17 protein-coding genes and 1 pseudogene are annotated in these 16,600 nt (G+C 71.0%); 10 read left to right on the top strand and 8 right to left on the bottom strand.

All coding sequences use genetic code 11. The features are described from left to right. Positions 1–198 precede the first annotated feature (198 nt). Positions 199–1,665, top strand: a complete 1,467-nt coding sequence (locus tag ACVW19_RS22770) for a sensor histidine kinase (RefSeq protein ID WP_457464737.1) — start codon at positions 199–201, stop codon at positions 1,663–1,665. Between the two features lie 198 nt (positions 1,666–1,863). Here the strand turns inward: ACVW19_RS22770 and ACVW19_RS22775 are convergent, their stop codons facing one another. Together ACVW19_RS22775 and ACVW19_RS22780 are read right to left on the bottom strand one after the other, a co-directional pair. Beyond that, positions 1,864–2,121: a WhiB family transcriptional regulator gene (locus tag ACVW19_RS22775; RefSeq protein ID WP_030219886.1), complete on the bottom strand. Its 258-nt coding sequence runs from the start codon at positions 2,119–2,121 to the stop codon at positions 1,864–1,866. Between the two features lie 320 nt (positions 2,122–2,441). After that, positions 2,442–3,410: a diacylglycerol/lipid kinase family protein gene (locus tag ACVW19_RS22780; protein ID WP_457461316.1), complete on the bottom strand. Its 969-nt coding sequence runs from the start codon at positions 3,408–3,410 to the stop codon at positions 2,442–2,444. A gap of 129 nt (positions 3,411–3,539) precedes the next feature. Between ACVW19_RS22780 and ACVW19_RS22785 the strand changes: the two genes are divergently transcribed. Then, a complete protein-coding gene (locus ACVW19_RS22785; RefSeq protein WP_457461318.1) occupies positions 3,540–3,983 on the top strand; it encodes a hypothetical protein in 444 nt (147 codons plus the stop codon). A gap of 70 nt (positions 3,984–4,053) precedes the next feature. Here ACVW19_RS22785 and ACVW19_RS22790 read toward each other — a convergent pair whose 3' ends face one another. The 5 genes from ACVW19_RS22790 to ACVW19_RS22810 all read right to left on the bottom strand — a co-directional run bounded on the left by ACVW19_RS22790 (position 4,054) and on the right by ACVW19_RS22810 (position 8,256). Further along, positions 4,054–5,211 carry an RNA polymerase sigma factor SigF gene (locus ACVW19_RS22790; protein ID WP_457461320.1) on the bottom strand — a complete coding sequence of 386 codons (1,158 nt, stop codon included), beginning with the start codon at positions 5,209–5,211 and terminating at the stop codon, positions 4,054–4,056. Continuing rightward, positions 5,208–5,621, bottom strand: coding sequence for an ATP-binding protein (locus ACVW19_RS22795; RefSeq protein ID WP_129802215.1), 414 nt, complete (start codon positions 5,619–5,621; stop codon positions 5,208–5,210). The genes ACVW19_RS22790 and ACVW19_RS22795 overlap by 4 nt, the downstream gene beginning before the upstream one ends. A 360-nt stretch (positions 5,622–5,981) precedes the next feature. Continuing rightward, on the bottom strand, positions 5,982–6,926 hold the full coding sequence (locus tag ACVW19_RS22800) for a 1-aminocyclopropane-1-carboxylate deaminase/D-cysteine desulfhydrase (protein WP_457461321.1): 945 nt from the start codon (positions 6,924–6,926) through the stop codon (positions 5,982–5,984). A gap of 129 nt (positions 6,927–7,055) precedes the next feature. Further along, positions 7,056–7,526 carry a DUF6010 family protein gene (locus tag ACVW19_RS22805; RefSeq protein ID WP_457461323.1) on the bottom strand — a complete coding sequence of 157 codons (471 nt, stop codon included), beginning with the start codon at positions 7,524–7,526 and terminating at the stop codon, positions 7,056–7,058. 151 nt (positions 7,527–7,677) lie between these two features. After that, positions 7,678–8,256: an N-acetylmuramoyl-L-alanine amidase gene (locus ACVW19_RS22810; RefSeq protein WP_457464739.1), complete on the bottom strand. Its 579-nt coding sequence runs from the start codon at positions 8,254–8,256 to the stop codon at positions 7,678–7,680. Between the two features lie 306 nt (positions 8,257–8,562). Here ACVW19_RS22810 and ACVW19_RS22815 point away from each other — a divergent pair, with 306 nt between their 5' ends. The 8 genes and pseudogenes from ACVW19_RS22815 (at position 8,563) to ACVW19_RS22850 (ending at position 15,242) form a co-directional block, all read left to right on the top strand. Beyond that, positions 8,563–9,969, top strand: coding sequence for a family 2B encapsulin nanocompartment shell protein (locus ACVW19_RS22815; protein ID WP_457461325.1), 1,407 nt, complete (start codon positions 8,563–8,565; stop codon positions 9,967–9,969). Positions 9,970–10,100: 131 nt separating this feature from the next. Continuing rightward, the gene (locus tag ACVW19_RS22820; protein WP_457461327.1) at positions 10,101–11,177 is read left to right on the top strand and encodes a family 2 encapsulin nanocompartment cargo protein polyprenyl transferase; all 1,077 of its coding nucleotides are present in this window, start codon (positions 10,101–10,103) and stop codon (positions 11,175–11,177) included. A 151-nt stretch (positions 11,178–11,328) separates the two neighbouring features. Beyond that, a pseudogene (locus ACVW19_RS22825) lies at positions 11,329–11,965 on the top strand (GNAT family N-acetyltransferase). A 140-nt stretch (positions 11,966–12,105) separates the two neighbouring features. Beyond that, positions 12,106–12,684, top strand: a complete 579-nt coding sequence (locus ACVW19_RS22830) for a hypothetical protein (RefSeq protein WP_457461329.1) — start codon at positions 12,106–12,108, stop codon at positions 12,682–12,684. Between the two features lie 101 nt (positions 12,685–12,785). Beyond that, entirely contained in the window at positions 12,786–13,001 is a 216-nt protein-coding gene (locus ACVW19_RS22835; RefSeq protein WP_457461331.1) for a hypothetical protein, read from the top strand. A 601-nt stretch (positions 13,002–13,602) separates the two neighbouring features. Further along, complete coding sequence (locus ACVW19_RS22840) at positions 13,603–14,139, top strand: DUF5994 family protein (protein ID WP_457461332.1); 537 nt, start codon at positions 13,603–13,605, stop codon at positions 14,137–14,139. A 7-nt stretch (positions 14,140–14,146) separates the two neighbouring features. Then, on the top strand, positions 14,147–14,674 hold the full coding sequence (locus tag ACVW19_RS22845; RefSeq protein WP_457461334.1) for a hypothetical protein: 528 nt from the start codon (positions 14,147–14,149) through the stop codon (positions 14,672–14,674). Between the two features lie 73 nt (positions 14,675–14,747). Then, a complete protein-coding gene (locus ACVW19_RS22850; protein WP_457461336.1) occupies positions 14,748–15,242 on the top strand; it encodes a DUF5994 family protein in 495 nt (164 codons plus the stop codon). A gap of 38 nt (positions 15,243–15,280) precedes the next feature. On the opposite strand, the gene ACVW19_RS22855 is transcribed toward ACVW19_RS22850, so the two are convergent. Further along, a complete protein-coding gene (locus ACVW19_RS22855) occupies positions 15,281–16,549 on the bottom strand; it encodes an ATP-binding protein (RefSeq protein WP_457461338.1) in 1,269 nt (422 codons plus the stop codon). Between the last annotated feature and the right edge of the window lie 51 nt (positions 16,550–16,600).

Here is a 16,600-nt window from a genome sequence, read left to right on the forward strand (position 1 = left end):
CGGACCGAGGACCCGGAGCTCTCTGCCCTGACTGCCCCGGTTCCTCACCCCTCGGCCGACCGGGACCGCACACCCCACGGCCGATGTCGCTCCGGGCTGCGGTGCCGGGAGGGCTGAGGGTCCCTCTCAGGCGCCGCGGCCCGCGGGTGTTTCCGGGGGAGGGTGCGACGCCCCGGTACGCTCGCTGACGTGCCCTCCATGAACGAACTCGTACTCCAGCACACGGCGCTCGACGAAACCGACCTCGAGTGGCTGCATCTGCTGGTCTCGGAGTGGCAGCTGCTCTCCGACCTGTCCTTCGCCGACCTGGTCCTGTGGGTCCCCACCCGGGACGGCACCCGTTATGTCTCCGTCGCCCAGATGCGGCCCAACACCGGCCCGACCTCGCACCAGGACGACATGATCGGCCATCTCGTCCCGCGCGGTCGCCGGCCGATGCTGGACGCGGCCCTGGACGAGGGACGGATCGTGCGGGAGGGCGACCCGGAGTGGCGCGAGGAGGTTCCGGTCCGCGTCGAGTCCATCCCCGTACGGCGTGAAGGCCGCGTTCTCGGCGTCATCGCCCGCAACACCAACCTCCTCACGGTGCGCACCCCCAGCCGACTGGAGCTCACCTACCTGCAGAGCGCCTCCGACCTCGCGCAGATGATCGCCACCGGAGCCTTTCCGTTCGCGGACCGCCAACTCGACATGGGTGCCCTGCCCCGGGTGGGCGACGGGCTGATCCGGCTCGACGCCGAGGGCATCGTCCAGTACGCCTCCCCGAACGCCCTGTCCGCCTACCACCGCTTGGGCCTCGCGGCCGACCTGGTCGGCCACCATCTCGGCCGGACCACCGCCGAACTGGCCCCTTCCCGCGGGCCGGTGGACGAAGCGCTCGCCAAGGTCGCCAGTGGCTGGGCGCCGCGCGAGTTCGAGATCGAGGCGACCGGCGGGGTGATCCAGTTCCGGGCGATCCCGCTCAAACCGAAGGGAACCCGGATCGGTTCACTGGTCCTGCTCCGGGACGTCACCGAACTTCGCCGTCGCGAACGCGAGCTGATCACCAAGGACGCGACCATCCGGGAAATCCACCACCGGGTGAAGAACAACCTCCAGACGGTGGCGGCGCTGCTGCGCCTCCAGGCCCGGCGGATCGGTTCCGAGCGCGGCCGCGCGGCGCTGGAGGAAGCGGTGCGCCGGGTCGGGTCCATCGCGATCGTGCACGAGACGCTTTCTCAGAACCTGGACGAGCGCGTGGAGTTCGACGAGATCGCCGACCGGGTCCTGGCGATGGTCGCCGAGATCTCCCCGGGCAAGGTCACCGGCCGGCGCGCCGGCCGCTTCGGCATACTCGACGCCGAGGTCGCCACCCCGCTGTCGATGGTGCTGACGGAGGTGCTGCAGAACGCCCTGGAGCACGGCTTCCGTGAGGGGGAGACCGGCACGGTCGAGGTGACCGCGGTCCGCGGTGGCACCACGAAGGAGACCCGCCTGCTGGTCACCGTCCAGGACGACGGCGTCGGCCTGCCCGAGGGCTTCGACCCGCACACCGCGGGCAACCTGGGCCTGCACATCGTGCGCACCCTGGTCGAGGGCGAGTTGAGCGGCACCTTCGACATGGTCCCGGCCCCGGAAGGGGGCACCCGGGTGGTCCTGGACATCCCGGTGGACATGGACAAGTGACGCGGAGCGACAAGCGAAGAGCCCCGGACCGGGAAACGGTCCGGGGCTCTTCGTCTGTGCGATGGCGTTCCCCTCCGGCTCGAGGTGAGTCGAGAACTCGGGGGAGCATCGGGGGAACTGCGTGCTGCGGCTCGGGGGCGGGAGTTGCGTACGCGCTGTACGCGCCGCCAAGCTCAGGCTGTCAGCAGGGGTGGGTTGTCAGGCGGATGCCTGACGGGCCCGGTTGCGGGCGGCGCGGCGCTTCATTGCGCGGCGCTCGTCCTCGCTGAGACCACCCCAGACGCCGCTGTCCTGACCGGACTCGAGTGCCCACTGCAGGCAGCTCTCGATGACCGGGCAGCGACGGCAGACGGCCTTGGCTTCCTCGATCTGCAGCAGCGCAGGACCGGTGTTGCCGATGGGGAAGAACAGCTCGGGGTCTTCCTCGCGGCAAACGGCGTTGTGACGCCAGTCCATGGCTGCTACCTCTCCTTGGTGTGAACTACACGATGGCTTGTGAATGTGAACGCTTTCACGAATCCCCCAACAAGTGAAGGGCCGAACGCCAGGTTCCCTGGCGTGGTCCTTGGGTACGAAGGGGGGTTCCGGCGGTCTGTGGAGGCCGATGCTGCGGGCCGTCCCGATCGCCATGTAGAGACTCGCAAACCTCGGCGGCGGATACAACCCCTTCCGGGAAGTTTTTTTTGATTCATCGGTGTCGACTAGGTCACAGCCGTACTTCCATGGGGTGGATCCTGGCCTAAACGTTCGAGTGAAAGGACTTTAGCCTTTTCCGCTCACACAATCACACGCAGTGCACGGCGAACGCCTGTGAACGTCACGCTGGTGCGCAGTCCGAGGTGGTCACCGTCCATCTGGAGGGGCAGTGGCACCTTCGAATGCAAGGTGAACTGGGTGAGATCGTGTCCGGCGACCACATGTCTGCCCCGGGGTCCGCGCTCGGGGGACGAAGTGAGCAACTGGGTGCCATACCGGGCAACGGCGGCGGTGGACAGCCGCTTCAGACCGAAGATGTCGAGGCCGGTATCGAACGAGGCCTTAGGTGACGCGTAGATCGGGCGATTGCCGAGAAACGTCCACGGGGAGGCGTTGGACACTATGGAGAGCAGCAGATCGGTGACCGGCTCCTCGCCCGGCTGCTCCAGCGTTATCGCCCCGTGTCGGCGGCGCGGCTCTCCGAGCAACTGGCGCACCACCTGACGCATGTACAGCGCGTGAGTGGACTTCTTGCCTCGCTCACGGTGCTGTTCCACTCGGCCGACCACCCCGGCGTCGAAGCCCAGTCCCGCGTTGAAGGTGAACCAGCGGGGCGGCACGGCCTCGTCGTCCGTCCCCGGCGTGCCCGACGTCAGCCCCAGACCGACGGTGCGCTCGCGGCTCTCGCGCAGCGCGTCCAGCAGGGCGCCGGTGGCCTCCACGGGCTGGTTGGGCAGACCCAGGGCGCGGGCGAAGACATTGGTGGAGCCGCCGGGGACCACGGCGAGGCCGGGCAGGCGCTCCGGGTCGGGGCCGGCGTGCAGCAGGCCGTTGACGACCTCGTTGACCGTGCCGTCACCGCCGAGGGCCACCACCAGATCGATGTCGTCGCTCTCCGCCGCCTGCCGGCCCAGGTCCCGTGCGTGCCCCCGGTACTCCGTGGTCACCGCCTCCAGTTTCATCTCACTGGCGAGCGCGTGGATCAGCACGTCGCGCGTACGCGCACTCGTGGTGGTTGCCGCCGGATTGACCACGAGAAGTGCACGCATGCGTTGCAGGGTACCTACTGGGCGGTACCGGAGCCCAGGCCGAGGGGGGATCGGAAACGGACGCGGGGTGGGACCAGGGGCGCGAACCTCGGCACGGGGGCGCGCACGGGCGAGGGCTACCCTTCAGGGGTGAGCAGCGAGCAGACCCCCACCACCACTCCGGACGCCGCCGGCCCCCGCCCGCGCCGTCTGACGTACGCCGCGGGGCTCGCCGCCCTGGAGGGGCTGGGCCTGCTGGCCGGCGGGGTCTGGATGCTGGTCCGCGGACTCACCGGTCAACCGGACGACCGACAGCAGGCCGTCACCGGCGGACTCACGCTGGTGGTGCTCGCACTGCTGCCGCTGCTCGCCGCGCGCGGGCTGCTCGGCCGCCGGAGCTGGAGCCGCGGCCCGGCCGTCATCACCCAGCTCCTGGCGCTGCCGGTGGCCTACAACCTGCTGCAGTCCGACAGTGTGGCCATCCCGGCGGGAATCGTGCTCGCGGTGGTGGCCGTGACGGCCCTGGTGCTGCTGCTCAACCCCGAGACGACCCGGGCCCTCGGCATCAAGGGGCCCGGGAACGCCGAGAAGTAGCTCCCCACCTCCCGGGCCGCCGCTGCCGTTCACTCCCACCGCGCGGCGGCTCGTTCCACCGCGCGGCGGTTCACTCCTCCACGAGCAGCTTCTCGCGCAGCTGCGCCAGCGTGCGGGCCAGCAGCCGGGAGACGTGCATCTGCGAGATGCCGACCTCCTGGGCGATCTGCGACTGGGTCATGTTGCCGAAGAAGCGCAGCAGCAGGATCCGCTTCTCGCGCGGAGGGAGGTCCTCCAGCAGCGGCTTGAGCGACTCGCGGTACTCCACCCCCTCCAATGCCTCGTCCTCGGCGCCCAGGGTGTCCGCGACCGCCGGGGACTCGTCGTCGGTGTCGGGGACGTCCAGGGACAGCGTGGAGTACGCGTTGGCGGACTCCAGGCCCTCCAGGACCTCCTCCTCCGAGATCGCCAGCTTCTCGGCGAGCTCGTGCACCGTGGGGGAACGGCCGTGCAGCTGCGAGAGCTCGGCCGTGGCCGTCGTCAGCGCCAGCCGCAGCTCCTGCAGCCGGCGGGGGACACGCACCGCCCAGCCCTTGTCGCGGAAGTGCCGCTTGATCTCGCCGACGACCGTCGGGGTCGCGTACGTCGAGAACTCCACGCCGCGGTCCGGGTCGAAGCGGTCGACCGACTTGATCAGACCGATGGTGGCGACCTGGGTCAGGTCGTCCAGCGGTTCCCCGCGGTTGCGGAAACGGCGCGCGAGGTGCTCGACGAGCGGCAGATGCATGCGGACCAGCCGGTTGCGCAGCTCCGCGTACTCGGGGCTGCCGTCCTGCAGGGTGCGCAGCTCGAGAAACAAGGTGCGTGCCCCGCTGCGGTCCTGCGGGTCGCGCTGGGCGCCGTGCGTCACCGGGGTGTGCTGGACGCCCTGTGCGCTCGGCGTCCGCGGCACCTCGCTCTCGGCGTGTCGCTCGTGCTCGTTCATCGTCCCGCCCGTCGCCCTTCCCCGAGCGCTCGCCTCGTCCCCCGCCGTCGACCTCGCCCGCGCCGGGGCTTCCTGGTGTCCGGGGGAGGCTCCGGGCCGCCGCCCGGCCTCGGGCGTACTCCGTGCGACACCGCCGGGCTGCCCGCCGCCCGGCGGACCGGCCTGAGCGGAGTCGTCCTCCGGATGGGGCCGGGCCTGTTCCGGGATGGCGTCGATGCCGTCGATACCGCCCGGCATCCGCTCGGCAGGCAGCCCCCGTGTGCCGCGTTCTTCGTCCCGCACCGGCCCGTCCTCGTTCCTCACGTCGGCCCGGGTCCCGCGCCGCGCTGTTTGTAGAGGCTGATCGAAACGGTTTTGTCGTCGTCCACGGCGGAGGAGACCTTGCCCGCCAGAGCGGACAGGACGGTCCACGCGAAGGTGTCACGCGAGGGAGCGTGACCGTCCGTGGTCGGCGCCGAGACCGTGACCTCGAGCGAGTCGTCGACGAGGCGGAAGACACAACTGAGCACCGAACCCGGCACGGCCTGCTGAAGCAGGATCGCGCAGGCCTCGTCGACCGCGATGCGCAGGTCCTCGATCTCGTCGAGGGTGAAGTCCAACCGGGCCGCGAGACCGGCCGTGGCCGTACGCAGCACCGACAGGTAGGCACCCGCGGCCGGCAGCCGGACTTCCACGAAGTCCTGGGTCGCGGGCTCGCCTGCGATCTGGGACACCCTCACCTCCAAGGTGGTACAAGCGTTCAGGACCGGGGTCGCCCCCGGGCAACGCGATACGTGGTTCAGCGGTGACGCTACCGCGCTCCCGACGGTCCTGTCCCCGGGACCCCGACCCGTGCTGTCACTCATAGTAAAACCACGGGCACGCTCCGTGGCTAGGGGTCTGCGGGCCCGAAAGGGAAGAGCGCGCGCCGGATTGACGTACCCAGACGTCACACGGTCGAACCGTCCGTTGCCGGAGTCCTCTCGCGTCACACCGGGACGTGCTCGACGAGATACTGGAACCAGTCTGCCACCGTGCTCATGCAGTCACGTGCTCACGTGCTCACGTGCTCACGTGCTCACGTGCTCACGTGCTCACGGGAAGGGGCGGCCGGTGACGACCGCCGCGACCGTGCTCCCGCGCGGGAACGCGTTCTCCTCGGCCAGGGAGACAAGGGCGTAAAGCAACTTGGCGACATAGACACGTTCGACGGGTACGCCGTGACGATGCTCGAAGTCCGCGGCGAACTCCTCGAGCTCCGGGGCGGTACGGGCGTAACCGCCGAAGTGGAAGCGGTCGTCCAGGCTCCAGTCGCCGCGCGGACCGCCGAACACCTCGGCCTGGAGGGCGCGTATGTCCGTGGCCAGAAAGCCGCCCTTCAATACCGGAACGCCCAACGCGCGAGTACCGGAGCCGAGTCCGGCGGCCAGCCCGGCGAGCGTCCCGCCCGTGCCGCACGCCACCGCGACGACGTCCGCCCGGCCGTCCAGCTCCTCCCCGAGCGCCCGGCAACCGCGCACGGCCAGGGGGTTGCTGCCGCCCTCGGGGACGACGTACGCGTCCTCGGCGCCCGCCGCGCGCAGCACGGCTGCCAAGGTGCTGGGCGCGGTCTTGCGGCGGTAGGTCGCCCGGTCGACGAAGTGCAGCCGCATGCCGTCGGCCGCGCACCGGGTCAGCGAGGGGTTGAGGGGGCGGTCGGCGAGCTCCTGGCCGCGCACCACGCCGACCGTGCGCAGACCGAGCAGCCGACCGGCGGCGGCGGTGGCCCGCAGATGGTTGGAGTACGCGCCGCCGAAGGTGAGCACGGTCCGGCCGGCTGCCGCCGCGAGATTCGGCGCGAGTTTGCGCCACTTGTTTCCGATCAGTTCCGGGTGGATCAGGTCGTCCCGTTTCAGCAGCAGCCGGACCCCGCGCCGCTCGAACCGCTCGTCCACGATGTCCTGCACCGGTGAGGGCAGGCGGGGGCGCAGATCCGCGAGGCCCGCGCGGTCGGCGGAGGAGGCGGCGGATGCGGGGGCGGGGGTGTCCGGGCTGGTCACCGGGCCATTGTCGCCCGGCGGGGGGAGCTGGGCACCGGGTGGGGCGGGCGCCGGCCGTCCGGGACGAGCATGGCCGAATTCCGCCGCAGTCGATCGCGCCACGGGAGAACGCGTGGCCGATGTCCTTCGTCAGTTCGAACTGCCGCTCGGGGCCGGCTTCCCGGTGCCGGGCCGCCCGGCGGCCTCGGCGGGGCTGTCGTGGCGGTGGCCGCGGCCCCGGTGACGGACGAGGTCGATCAGGGACGGGCCTCCCCACAGGCACCACAGGGCGATCACCGGATCGCAGATCGCGCAGCCCAGCGACGAGGTGGGGGCGAACGGGATGATGGGGTTGCCCTCGAGGTGGTGGACGACGTCCCACGCGGTGTGCAGCAGCCAGCCGACGCCGATGAACGTCCACGAGTCCAGGCCGCGGAACGCGACGTAGGTGATCAGTGCCGTGAAGGCGAACTCCCAGCGGCCCAGGCCGCCCCCGCTGAGGTAGGCGGCGCCCGCGCCGGCGACCATGACGGCGTTCAGCCGCCGCCGGTGCGGCTCGCGGACGAGGGACATCGGCAGGGCGTAGAGAACACCGATGCCGATGGGGGCGACGTACTGCATGGCGGGGCCTTTTCCTGGGGGGCCTGGGGTCGCTCACCACGCTAGAAGCGGGTTTGCCGCGCACCCAGGGGGCCGGGCGACAGCTTCCGACGGATTGTCGCCAGGCCGGGCCCGGCACCCCGTGCACCCGCGTACGTCCCCGGACGCCGCGTCACTTCAGCCGGTCACGGATGCGCGTTCGCATCGACGCCATCGTGAACCCGCGCGGATCCACCTTCCCGGGCTGCCACTCCAGGTGCCCGATCACCGATCGTTCGTTCCATCCGTGGTGGCGGCAGACCGCGGCGGCGGCTCTCTCGATGGCTTCCAGCTGCGCCGCGGGCCAGGGGTCGTCCCCGTCGCCCAGGTTCTCGCACTCGAAGCCGTAGAAATGCCGGTTGCCGTCGGTGTTCTGCTCGTTGTCCGCGGGGAGCGCCTTCTCCGCGATCACGGCGCGCAGCACGTCGTCGTCGCCCAGGCCCGCGTGGTTGGCCCTGCCGTAGCCGACGAGGTGGACCCGGCCGTCCTTGGTGATGACGCCGTGGCACAGCGGCCCCGGCAGGCCCTCGTAGCCCTCGCGGCACAGCTCGACGGTCCGGGCGCTGCCCCGGGTGACCGTGTGATGGATCATCACGCCGTGGACCGGGCCCCAGGAGCCCTTGTGATTGCGGTTGTGATCGCGCCAGTCGCCGACCTCGACGACTTTGAGACCCTCCGCTTTCAGAGCGCTCAGGAACGCGCTCGCGGACATGGGTGGGGCCATGGCCGCCCCTCCTTCTCGCGCCGCGACGGCCGCCGGTCGCGGCCGCCTCGTACCGGTGCTTGTACCTGAACGGAGGGAGCGCAACCAATCGCCCGATGCCCGTACGAGCCGATCCGGACAATGTCCGGTCGCCTGGCCGCCGCTGAACGGAACCCCATGAATGCCCATGGAGTTGAAGATCCATTCCCGCTCATTCGGGTAATACCGCAGCCACGTTCCGTGAGGAAGGCTCTGTCGCGGAGACCGACGCCCGGCACGGATGGGCGCCGGTCACAACTGGGAGGGCAATTCCTTATGTCGGTAGGCGAAGAGGTCCGCACGGAGCAGACCCGGCAGCAGCAGAGCCTCGGTACGGCGGCGGCGCGGAACCTGGCCACCACCACCAAGTCCGTACCGCAGATGCAGGAGATCAGCTCGCGCTGGCTGCTGCGCATGCTGCCCTGGACGGACGTGCAGGGCGGTACGTACCGGGTGAACCGGCGGTTGACGTACGCCGTCGGGGACGGACGGGTGACCTTCGTGAAGACCGGTGACCGCGTCGAGGTGATCCCGGCGGAGCTGGGCGAGCTGCCGGCCCTGCGGTCGTACGAGGACGAGGAAGTGCTCGCGGAGCTGGCCACCCGCTGCCGGCAGCGGGAGATCGGGGCCGGCCAGGTGATCACTTCGTTCGGCAGTCCGGCCGACGAGGTGTTCCTGCTGGCCCACGGCAGGGTCGAGAAGGTCGGCACCGGCCCCTACGGCGGCGACGAGTCCCTCGGAATCCTCGCCGACGGCGCCTACTTCGGCGATCAGGCACTCCTGGACGAGGGCGCCATCTGGGAGTACACCACCCGCACCCTGACCGCCTGCACCGTGCTCGTCCTGCCGCGTGACGCCGTCGAGCAGGTCGCCGAGCGGTCCGAGACGCTGCGCGAGCACCTCCGGGAGCAGCGCTCCGTCCCGAGCCGGCGCACCAACAAGTACGGCGAACGGGAGATCGACCTCGCGGCCGGCCACAGCGGGGAACCGGACATTCCGCACACCTTCGTCGACTACGAGGCCAGGCCCCGCGAGTACGAACTGAGCGTCGCCCAGACCGTGCTGCGCATCCACACGCGCGTGGCCGACCTCTACAACCAGCCCATGAACCAGACGGAGCAGCAGATCAGGCTGACCGTGGAGGCGTTGAAGGAGCGCCAGGAGCACGAACTCATCAACAACCGGGGCTTCGGCCTGCTGCACAACTGCGAGTACGACCAGCGGATCCAGCCGCACGACGGCGTACCCGCCCCCGACGACCTGGACGAACTGCTCAGCAGGCGACGCGGGACCAAGCTGCTCCTCGCCCACCCGCGCGCGATCTCCGCGTTCGGCCGCGAGCTCAACAAGCGGGGGCTCGTCCCCGAGACCATCGACATGGCCGGCAACCGCATCCCCACCTGGCGGGGTGTGCCCATCTTCCCGTGCAACAAGATCCCGGTGACGGAGGAGCGTACGACCTCCATCATCGCGCTGCGTACGGGCGAGGAGGAGCAGGGCGTCATCGGACTGCGGGCGTCCGGCCTCCCCGACGAGATCGAGCCGAGCCTGTCCGTGCGTTTCATGGGCGTCAACGAACAGGCCATCATCAAGTACCTGGTCACGGCCTACTACTCGGCTGCCGTCCTGGTGCCGGACGCGCTCGGCGTCCTGGAGAACGTCGAGATCGGTCGCTGGCGGTGACCTTCCGCGATCTTTCGGCGCGTACGCCGTGTCCCCGCCCGTTCGGGCGGGTACACCCTGGGGGTACGCGTGTGACGCCGGCGGAAGTACCACCTCCGCTCATCCTTCGAGACGGGGCCAGAGGTGAGTCCATGACGGAATCGATGATCGAGCCGAAGACGGAGAGCGAGTACCGACCCGCCGAGTGTCACGAGGCGACGATCCTGCTGGAGCGGGCGCGGGCCGAGGTCGTCCCCGTGCTGCGGGCCGCCATCGGCTCGATGCCCGGCCCGCTGCGCCGGATCGGTCTCTACCACTTCGGCTGGGAGAACGCGGACGGCACCCCGGCCGCGGGTGGGTCCGGCAAGGCCATCCGCCCCGCACTGGTGCTTGCCGCGGCCTCCGCCCTCGGCGGGCCCGCGGCCCGGGCGGCGGCGGTACGGGCAGCCGCCGCGGTGGAACTGGTCCACAACTTCACGTTGCTGCACGACGACGTGATGGACCGGGACACCACCCGGCGCCACCGGCCCACCGCATGGACCGTGTTCGGTGACGACGCCGCGATCCTCGCCGGAGACGCCCTCCACGCGCTCGCCCTGCGGCTGCTCGCCGAGGACCCGCACCCCGCGTCCCGGGCCGCGGTGGCCCGGCTGGCGGACTGCGTCGTGGAACTGTGCGCCGGACAACAGGCGGACACGGCCATGGAGGGGCGCGACCCCGGCGAGGTCACCCTCGAGGAGACCCTCGCCATGGCCGAGGCCAAGACGGGCGCACTGCTCGGCTGCGCCTGCGCGCTCGGCGCGCTGTACGCGGATGCCGCGGCGGCGGACGTGGCGGCACTGGACGCGTTCGGCCGTGAGTCGGGGCTGGCCTTCCAGCTCATCGACGACGTGATCGGCATATGGGGCGACCCTCGGCACACCGGCAAGCCCGTCGGTGCGGATCTGGCAGCCCGCAAGAAGTCCCTGCCGGTGGTCGCCGCGCTCACCTCCGGCACCCCGGCGGCGTCCGAACTCGCCGGACTGTACGGGGCTCCGCACGCGGACGAGGAGGACCTGGAGTACATCGCCCTGACCGTGGAACGGGCGGGCGGCCGCGACTGGGCGCAGGCCCAGGCGGCCGACCGCATGGCTCGGGTGATGCAGGAGCTCGCTCGTGCGGTGCCCGACCCGGAGGCGGCGGGCGGTCTGCTGGCCCTCGCCGAGTTCGTGACCCGGCGCACCGCGTAGACCGTCCGGTGGGTCCCGCACTTCCCCACGGTGTGCGGGACCCACCGGGCATGTGGCGCAGCCGGACGAGATGTCGGCAAGCGTCGGCCGTCGCCCTCCCGTTAGGCTCAACTACCGTACGGTCGAAGAGAGTTGAGGCGAAGGGGCGGACATGGGCGTGGCGATCCGGGCGGCTGGGGACGGGGACCGGGAACTGCTGGTCCGGCTTCTGGACGAGGCGTTCCAGGACGATCCTGTGAGCAGCTGGGTCTTCCCCGGCGAGGAGTACCGCCGTACGACGCACCACAGGCTGATGGCCGCCTTCACCGACATCGTGCTCGCCGAGGGACGCGTCGACGTCACGGAGGAGGGCTCGGCGTGCGCGCTGTGGCTGTCGGTGCCGGCGACCGAGCACGGCGACGGGACACCCGAGGACGACGAGGGGCCGGCCCGGGTACGCCGTGCCGTCGACCCGGAGAACGAGCGAGTGGAGATGATCGGCCGGCTGACGGCGGGCATCCACCCCTCCCGGGCGGGCCCACGAGTACCTGTGGATGATCGGTGTGACACCCGCCCGGCAGGGCGAGGGGCTCGGCACCGCGCTCATCGGCTCGGTCCTCGACCGCTGCGACCGGGAGGGGCTGCCGGTCTATCTGGAGGCGAGCAGCGTCCGCAGCCGTGTGCTGTACGAACGCCTCGGCTTCGCCCCGGCCGGCGAGCCCCTGCTCCTCCCGGACGGCCCCCACATGTGGCCGATGTGGCGCGAACCCCGCACTCGTGCGGCCGGCCCGCCCTTCGACCACGCCTGACCGCCCCGCTTCCCCTCCCTCTCCCTCTCCCTCTCCCCTCCCGAGTCAGGGACGTTCGGCCCTGGTCACCGGCCCGTGCCCCGGCTTCACTGGCCAGGGGCCGGGCCGGGGACCGGAGGCCGAGGACTGTCAGGGGCGAGATGAGTACAACGGCGCGTGACAACGGGGCGGGACACAACGGAGGGGCGGTCGGGGAGATCGCGCTGGTCGGGCACGCCGATCTCACCCCGCGCACGCTCGAGCTGGTGGAGTGCGAGCTGCGGCGGCGTCTGGAGGAGTGCTGCGCGCGGGGAGCGGCCATGGTGCGGTGCGGGGCGGGAGCGCCGCTGGCGTTCGGCCGCGCGGCGCGTGCGTCGGGCCGCCGCCTGATCGTCGTCATCCCCACGGACAACGGGGTTCCCGCCATGCCGCCCGGGCGCGACCGGATGGCCGCCGGTGAGCTGCTGAACCTCGCCGACCAGGCGCGGCTGCTGGCGTACGACCCGCATCACCGCGATTCCTGTGTCGGTGCGGACGAGCGGATGGTCGCCGCCAGCGGCCTCCTCCTGGCGGTCTGGGACGGGTCGCCGTCCAACGGCCGCGACGCCACCGCCCATCTGGTGACGTACGCCCGCGCCCGGGGCATCCCCGTCGAGATCGTCTGGCCCGCGGGCGCCGAACGCGAGGCCGTGCCTGTTGCACCTGCCGTACCGGCCACCGGGGAGCGGACCTCGCGGTGACGGAGTTCGCGCTCGAGCCGGTGCGTACCTTCACCAACGGTGTGCCGGTTCGGACGCACAGCAGGAAGCGCTGCACCACCCCCGGGCCTACCCTGGGGAGCATGGGCAGCGATGAGCCGGTCTGTCCCGCCTGCGGGCAGCCAGTGGAGATGGTCGTGCGGCGTCACAAGACGCTGGGCGTATGGGTCCCGACCTGGGTCCACGGACCGTGCGGCAACCAGGAGTGCGAGCGGTACCCGGACCGCGAGGCCGTCGCCGCCGAGCCCGCCGAGAACGCGGCCCCCACGAAGGAAGCGGGCCCGCGCTCCGAGCCCTGACGCGTACCCGTGGTCGACCGGTGACCACACGAAGACGACCGCACCCGGCCGTCAGGGCGCCGGGGTGGCGGTCTGCGGGCCGGGTGCGGCTGGAGGGCCGGGCGGCTGAAGAAGACAGCGCCGGTCAACAGGCATGACCGAAGGGTCAGGCCTTCTTCGTCTCCTGGTGATCGGCCAGGTTGGTGGCCTGCGGGGATCTTTCCTGTGGGGCGCTGACCTGCCCTTTTACCGTTGGCTGGCGATGGGGTGCGACGGGCTTGAACGGGTGTCCTGCGGACTGTGTGCGGACTGCTGTCCCGTCCGGGGGCAGACGTGGCTGATGCCGGACCGCTGGGGGCCGGAGCGCACCTCCGTTGCCCCTGGTCAACCGCTCTCAAGGGCGTGCCTGAGCGCAAGGACTGGCTTTGTCCCGGCTCGCCACCGGGCGCCGGGCACCAGGCCCCGAGGCAGGAAAGTACCTGGTCATCCGCGGCTTTCGGGCCAGCGAGCGGAGTAGTGTGAAGACACCGGGAGTTCTTCGCGCACCGGCTCCGCTGTGGGTGCCGTTTCCGGTGATCGACAAGGCCGGGCCGCCCCACGAGCCCGGGGGCAGGTCCGCGCCATGACAGTGATCATCGACCGTACGGCATCGAGCAGGCGCGCGCCGTCGCTGCCGGCCCGCCTGTCCCTGACGCCTGCGCCGGGCGGGCTGGACGGCACGTGGTGGCCTCGGTCCCGTGCCCTCTCCCGTGAACTGCCGGCCTTGACAGCCGCACTGGGCGACTTCTGGGGCCGCATCACAGGTGTCACGGTGAACCCGGACCACTGGCCCGTCATCCCGCGTTGGGTGTCCGTCGCCGGGCGCACCGTGCATGTGGGCTGGTCCACCGAGGAGCAGGATCCGCACCGGCTGACCCTTTTCTCCACCGGTGGCCGCCGGGACGTGCTGGTGGTTCCGCCGGAAACCGGTGTGGATGCCGCCGCACGGCTGATGGCCGGTGACGGTAACGATGCCCCTGGCCGGGAGGAAGCAGCAGACAGGATCGATGCCCGAAGCAGGGAAGAAGCGTGGGAGACCGACGGCGGGGCAGGGCCGCCGTCGTCCCCGCCCCGGCCCGTCGGCTCGACAGGGCGTTCACCCGCCGGTCGACGGAGGTGAGAGGACCATGACTGTCATCGCCGTGGCCGCGCTGCTCGTCCTGATCGCTGTCGGAGTCGCTCTGATCCACCGGCTCAACGCTCAGCACGACGAACGGATCGCTGCCTTCCACTACAGCGATGCTCTGCCGGGGATCGGCCGCCGGACCCGGAGGCACCGCCGGCCGACGGTGGACGCGACCGCCCCGGCACGCCCCACCGCGACAGCGCCCGCGGACGACATCGGCCTCGGCCCGACCGATGGCGGTAGAGGCCGGCATGTCACGGCGATACTGCGTGAGCGGAAGACGTACCGCGAGAAGATCATGCGGGCTCTGTACCAAGCCGCTGGGGGAAAACGGCTCCTGGGCGTCGACGGGGCGAAGCTCCGCACCGACCTCGGTATCCCTGAGCGGGACCTGGCCGCTGCCTGTACGTACCTGGCGGGCAAAGGCTGGGTCGTCGTCGACTGGGGGAGGGGCGACACGCCCGCGAGGATCACGCTGACGCACCAGGGGATCCGGCAGGTGGAGGCTGAAGAGGAAGAGCGTGACTGAGCCGCGTCCACAGAGGCGGTGCGGCCGCAGGGCGGGCGACCGGCACACGACAGACGAAGGGCGGTCGGACACCATGACCGACTCCGACACCTCCGACGCCTCCGACACTCCCAGGTTGCTGCCGAACGCCGTCCACCAGTCGGTGGGCCCCGGGACGGCCCTGCTGAGACTGGAGACGACACACGCGCGCGAGGGAATCCTGGACGGTGCCTGGTGGCCGCGGTCCCGGGACATCGGTGCCGAGCTGCCCTCGCTGGTCACCGCGCTGACCGGGCATCTCGGACCTGTCACCCGCGTCGGTCTGGACGCCAGTGCCTGGGACGAACTGCCGACACGGCTGGTGATCGACGGCCGAGTCGTGCACATCGACTCCTTCCCGGTCGGTGACGACACCGTCCTCATCACCCGAGGCGACCGGGACCATTTCTCCCTGCTGGTAGTCCCGCCGGACACGATGCCTGACGCGGCACGTGCCGCGATGGCCAGGGCCGTCCGGGCCGACAACGTCACCGGGGCCGAACAGATCCTCATCGACACGGGCAGCGACACGCCGTCTCCGCCGAACTGACACCTCCGTCGCAGACCGGATCTCCGGAAGTCGGGACGCTAGATACGGGCGAACTTCTCGGTCTGCTCGGCGAACTCCCGGGCCGTTGCGCTGCTGACCGTGGGCCGGGTGTCGCGGATCGTGGCCAGGTAGTCGTCCGTGGTGGGCAGGGTCCGGGTTCCGGTGTCGAAGGTGCGCTCGAACTGGGCCTGGGAGACAGTACGTGCCACGTGGGCGATGTCGGCGGGGGTGAACCCCTCGCTGGCGGACGAGAGTGCCGCGCTGTCGGCCTGGGCGCCCGCTCGGGCCAGGTAGCTCCTCCACAGTGCGGTCCTGGCGCGGTGGTCGGGAGGGCCGATGGGCAGCACGTAGTCGAAGCGACCGTGCCGCAGGAAGGCAGGGTCGAGGGTGGTCACGTTGTTCGTGGCGCAGACGAGCAGCCGCCCGTCCTGGGTTCGGAACCGGACGATCGCCTTGAGCAGTTCGTTGACGACGCCGACCGCGGTCGCGTCCGCACCACTGCGTTCACCGGCGACCTCCTCGACCTCGTCGATGAAGACCAGGACGTGGTCGAGCTGGGCGATCTCGTCGAAGCGCCGGCTCAGCCCGCTCGCCAGACCGTACTCGGCAGCCAGACGTGCGGGGAACAGTTCGAGAAAGGGCCAGCCCAGGCGGCCGGCGATCGCGTGCGCGAACGTGCTCTTGCCGGTCCCGGGCGGACCGAACAGCATCACCGCTCGCGGCAGTTCCACACCGTGCTGGGCGGCCAGTTCGGGATGGGCCAGCGGCAGGACCAGGCGGCGCTCGATGAGCTGCTTCTCCCTGTGCATGCCCGCGACCTTCTGCCACAGTCCTCCGGGCGGCAGCTCCGCTCCGAGCGAGGAGAGCATGCTGACCTCCTGAGGAGTCACCGGCCCGCGCTTCTCGAAGACGACCATGCCCGAGCGGGCGCCGAAGCCGCAGTTGTGCAGAGCGGCGGCACCGGTCTCGCCCTCGGGCAGGACCGCGTGCACCGCGCGGACGCCACCGGCGAAGAGCCGGTGCTCCAGGGCGGTGATCAGGTCGCTGCCCAGCCCCCGGTGCCGCCAGGCAGGTGCCATGCAGATGCGCAGGATCCATGCCCGGTCGCCCTCCACTCTGCTCACCGCGGCGCCGACCACCACCTCGTCCGCCGTGGCCACCACCGCAGGGTGGAGGGCCTGAAGGGCCGCCACGGCGTCCGAGAGCGGGAAGAGCGGTGGCTCTTCGACCGTGCTGCTCTCCGCATCGACGCGGATCACCGCTTCGAGATCGTCCTGGGAGTAGTCCCTGACACGCCACCCCGTCATCATCAGCTCCGCATGTTCGGCCGTACTCCCATCATCAGCCGATGCATGGAG

The organism is Streptomyces sp. TE5632, from assembly GCF_054061295.1.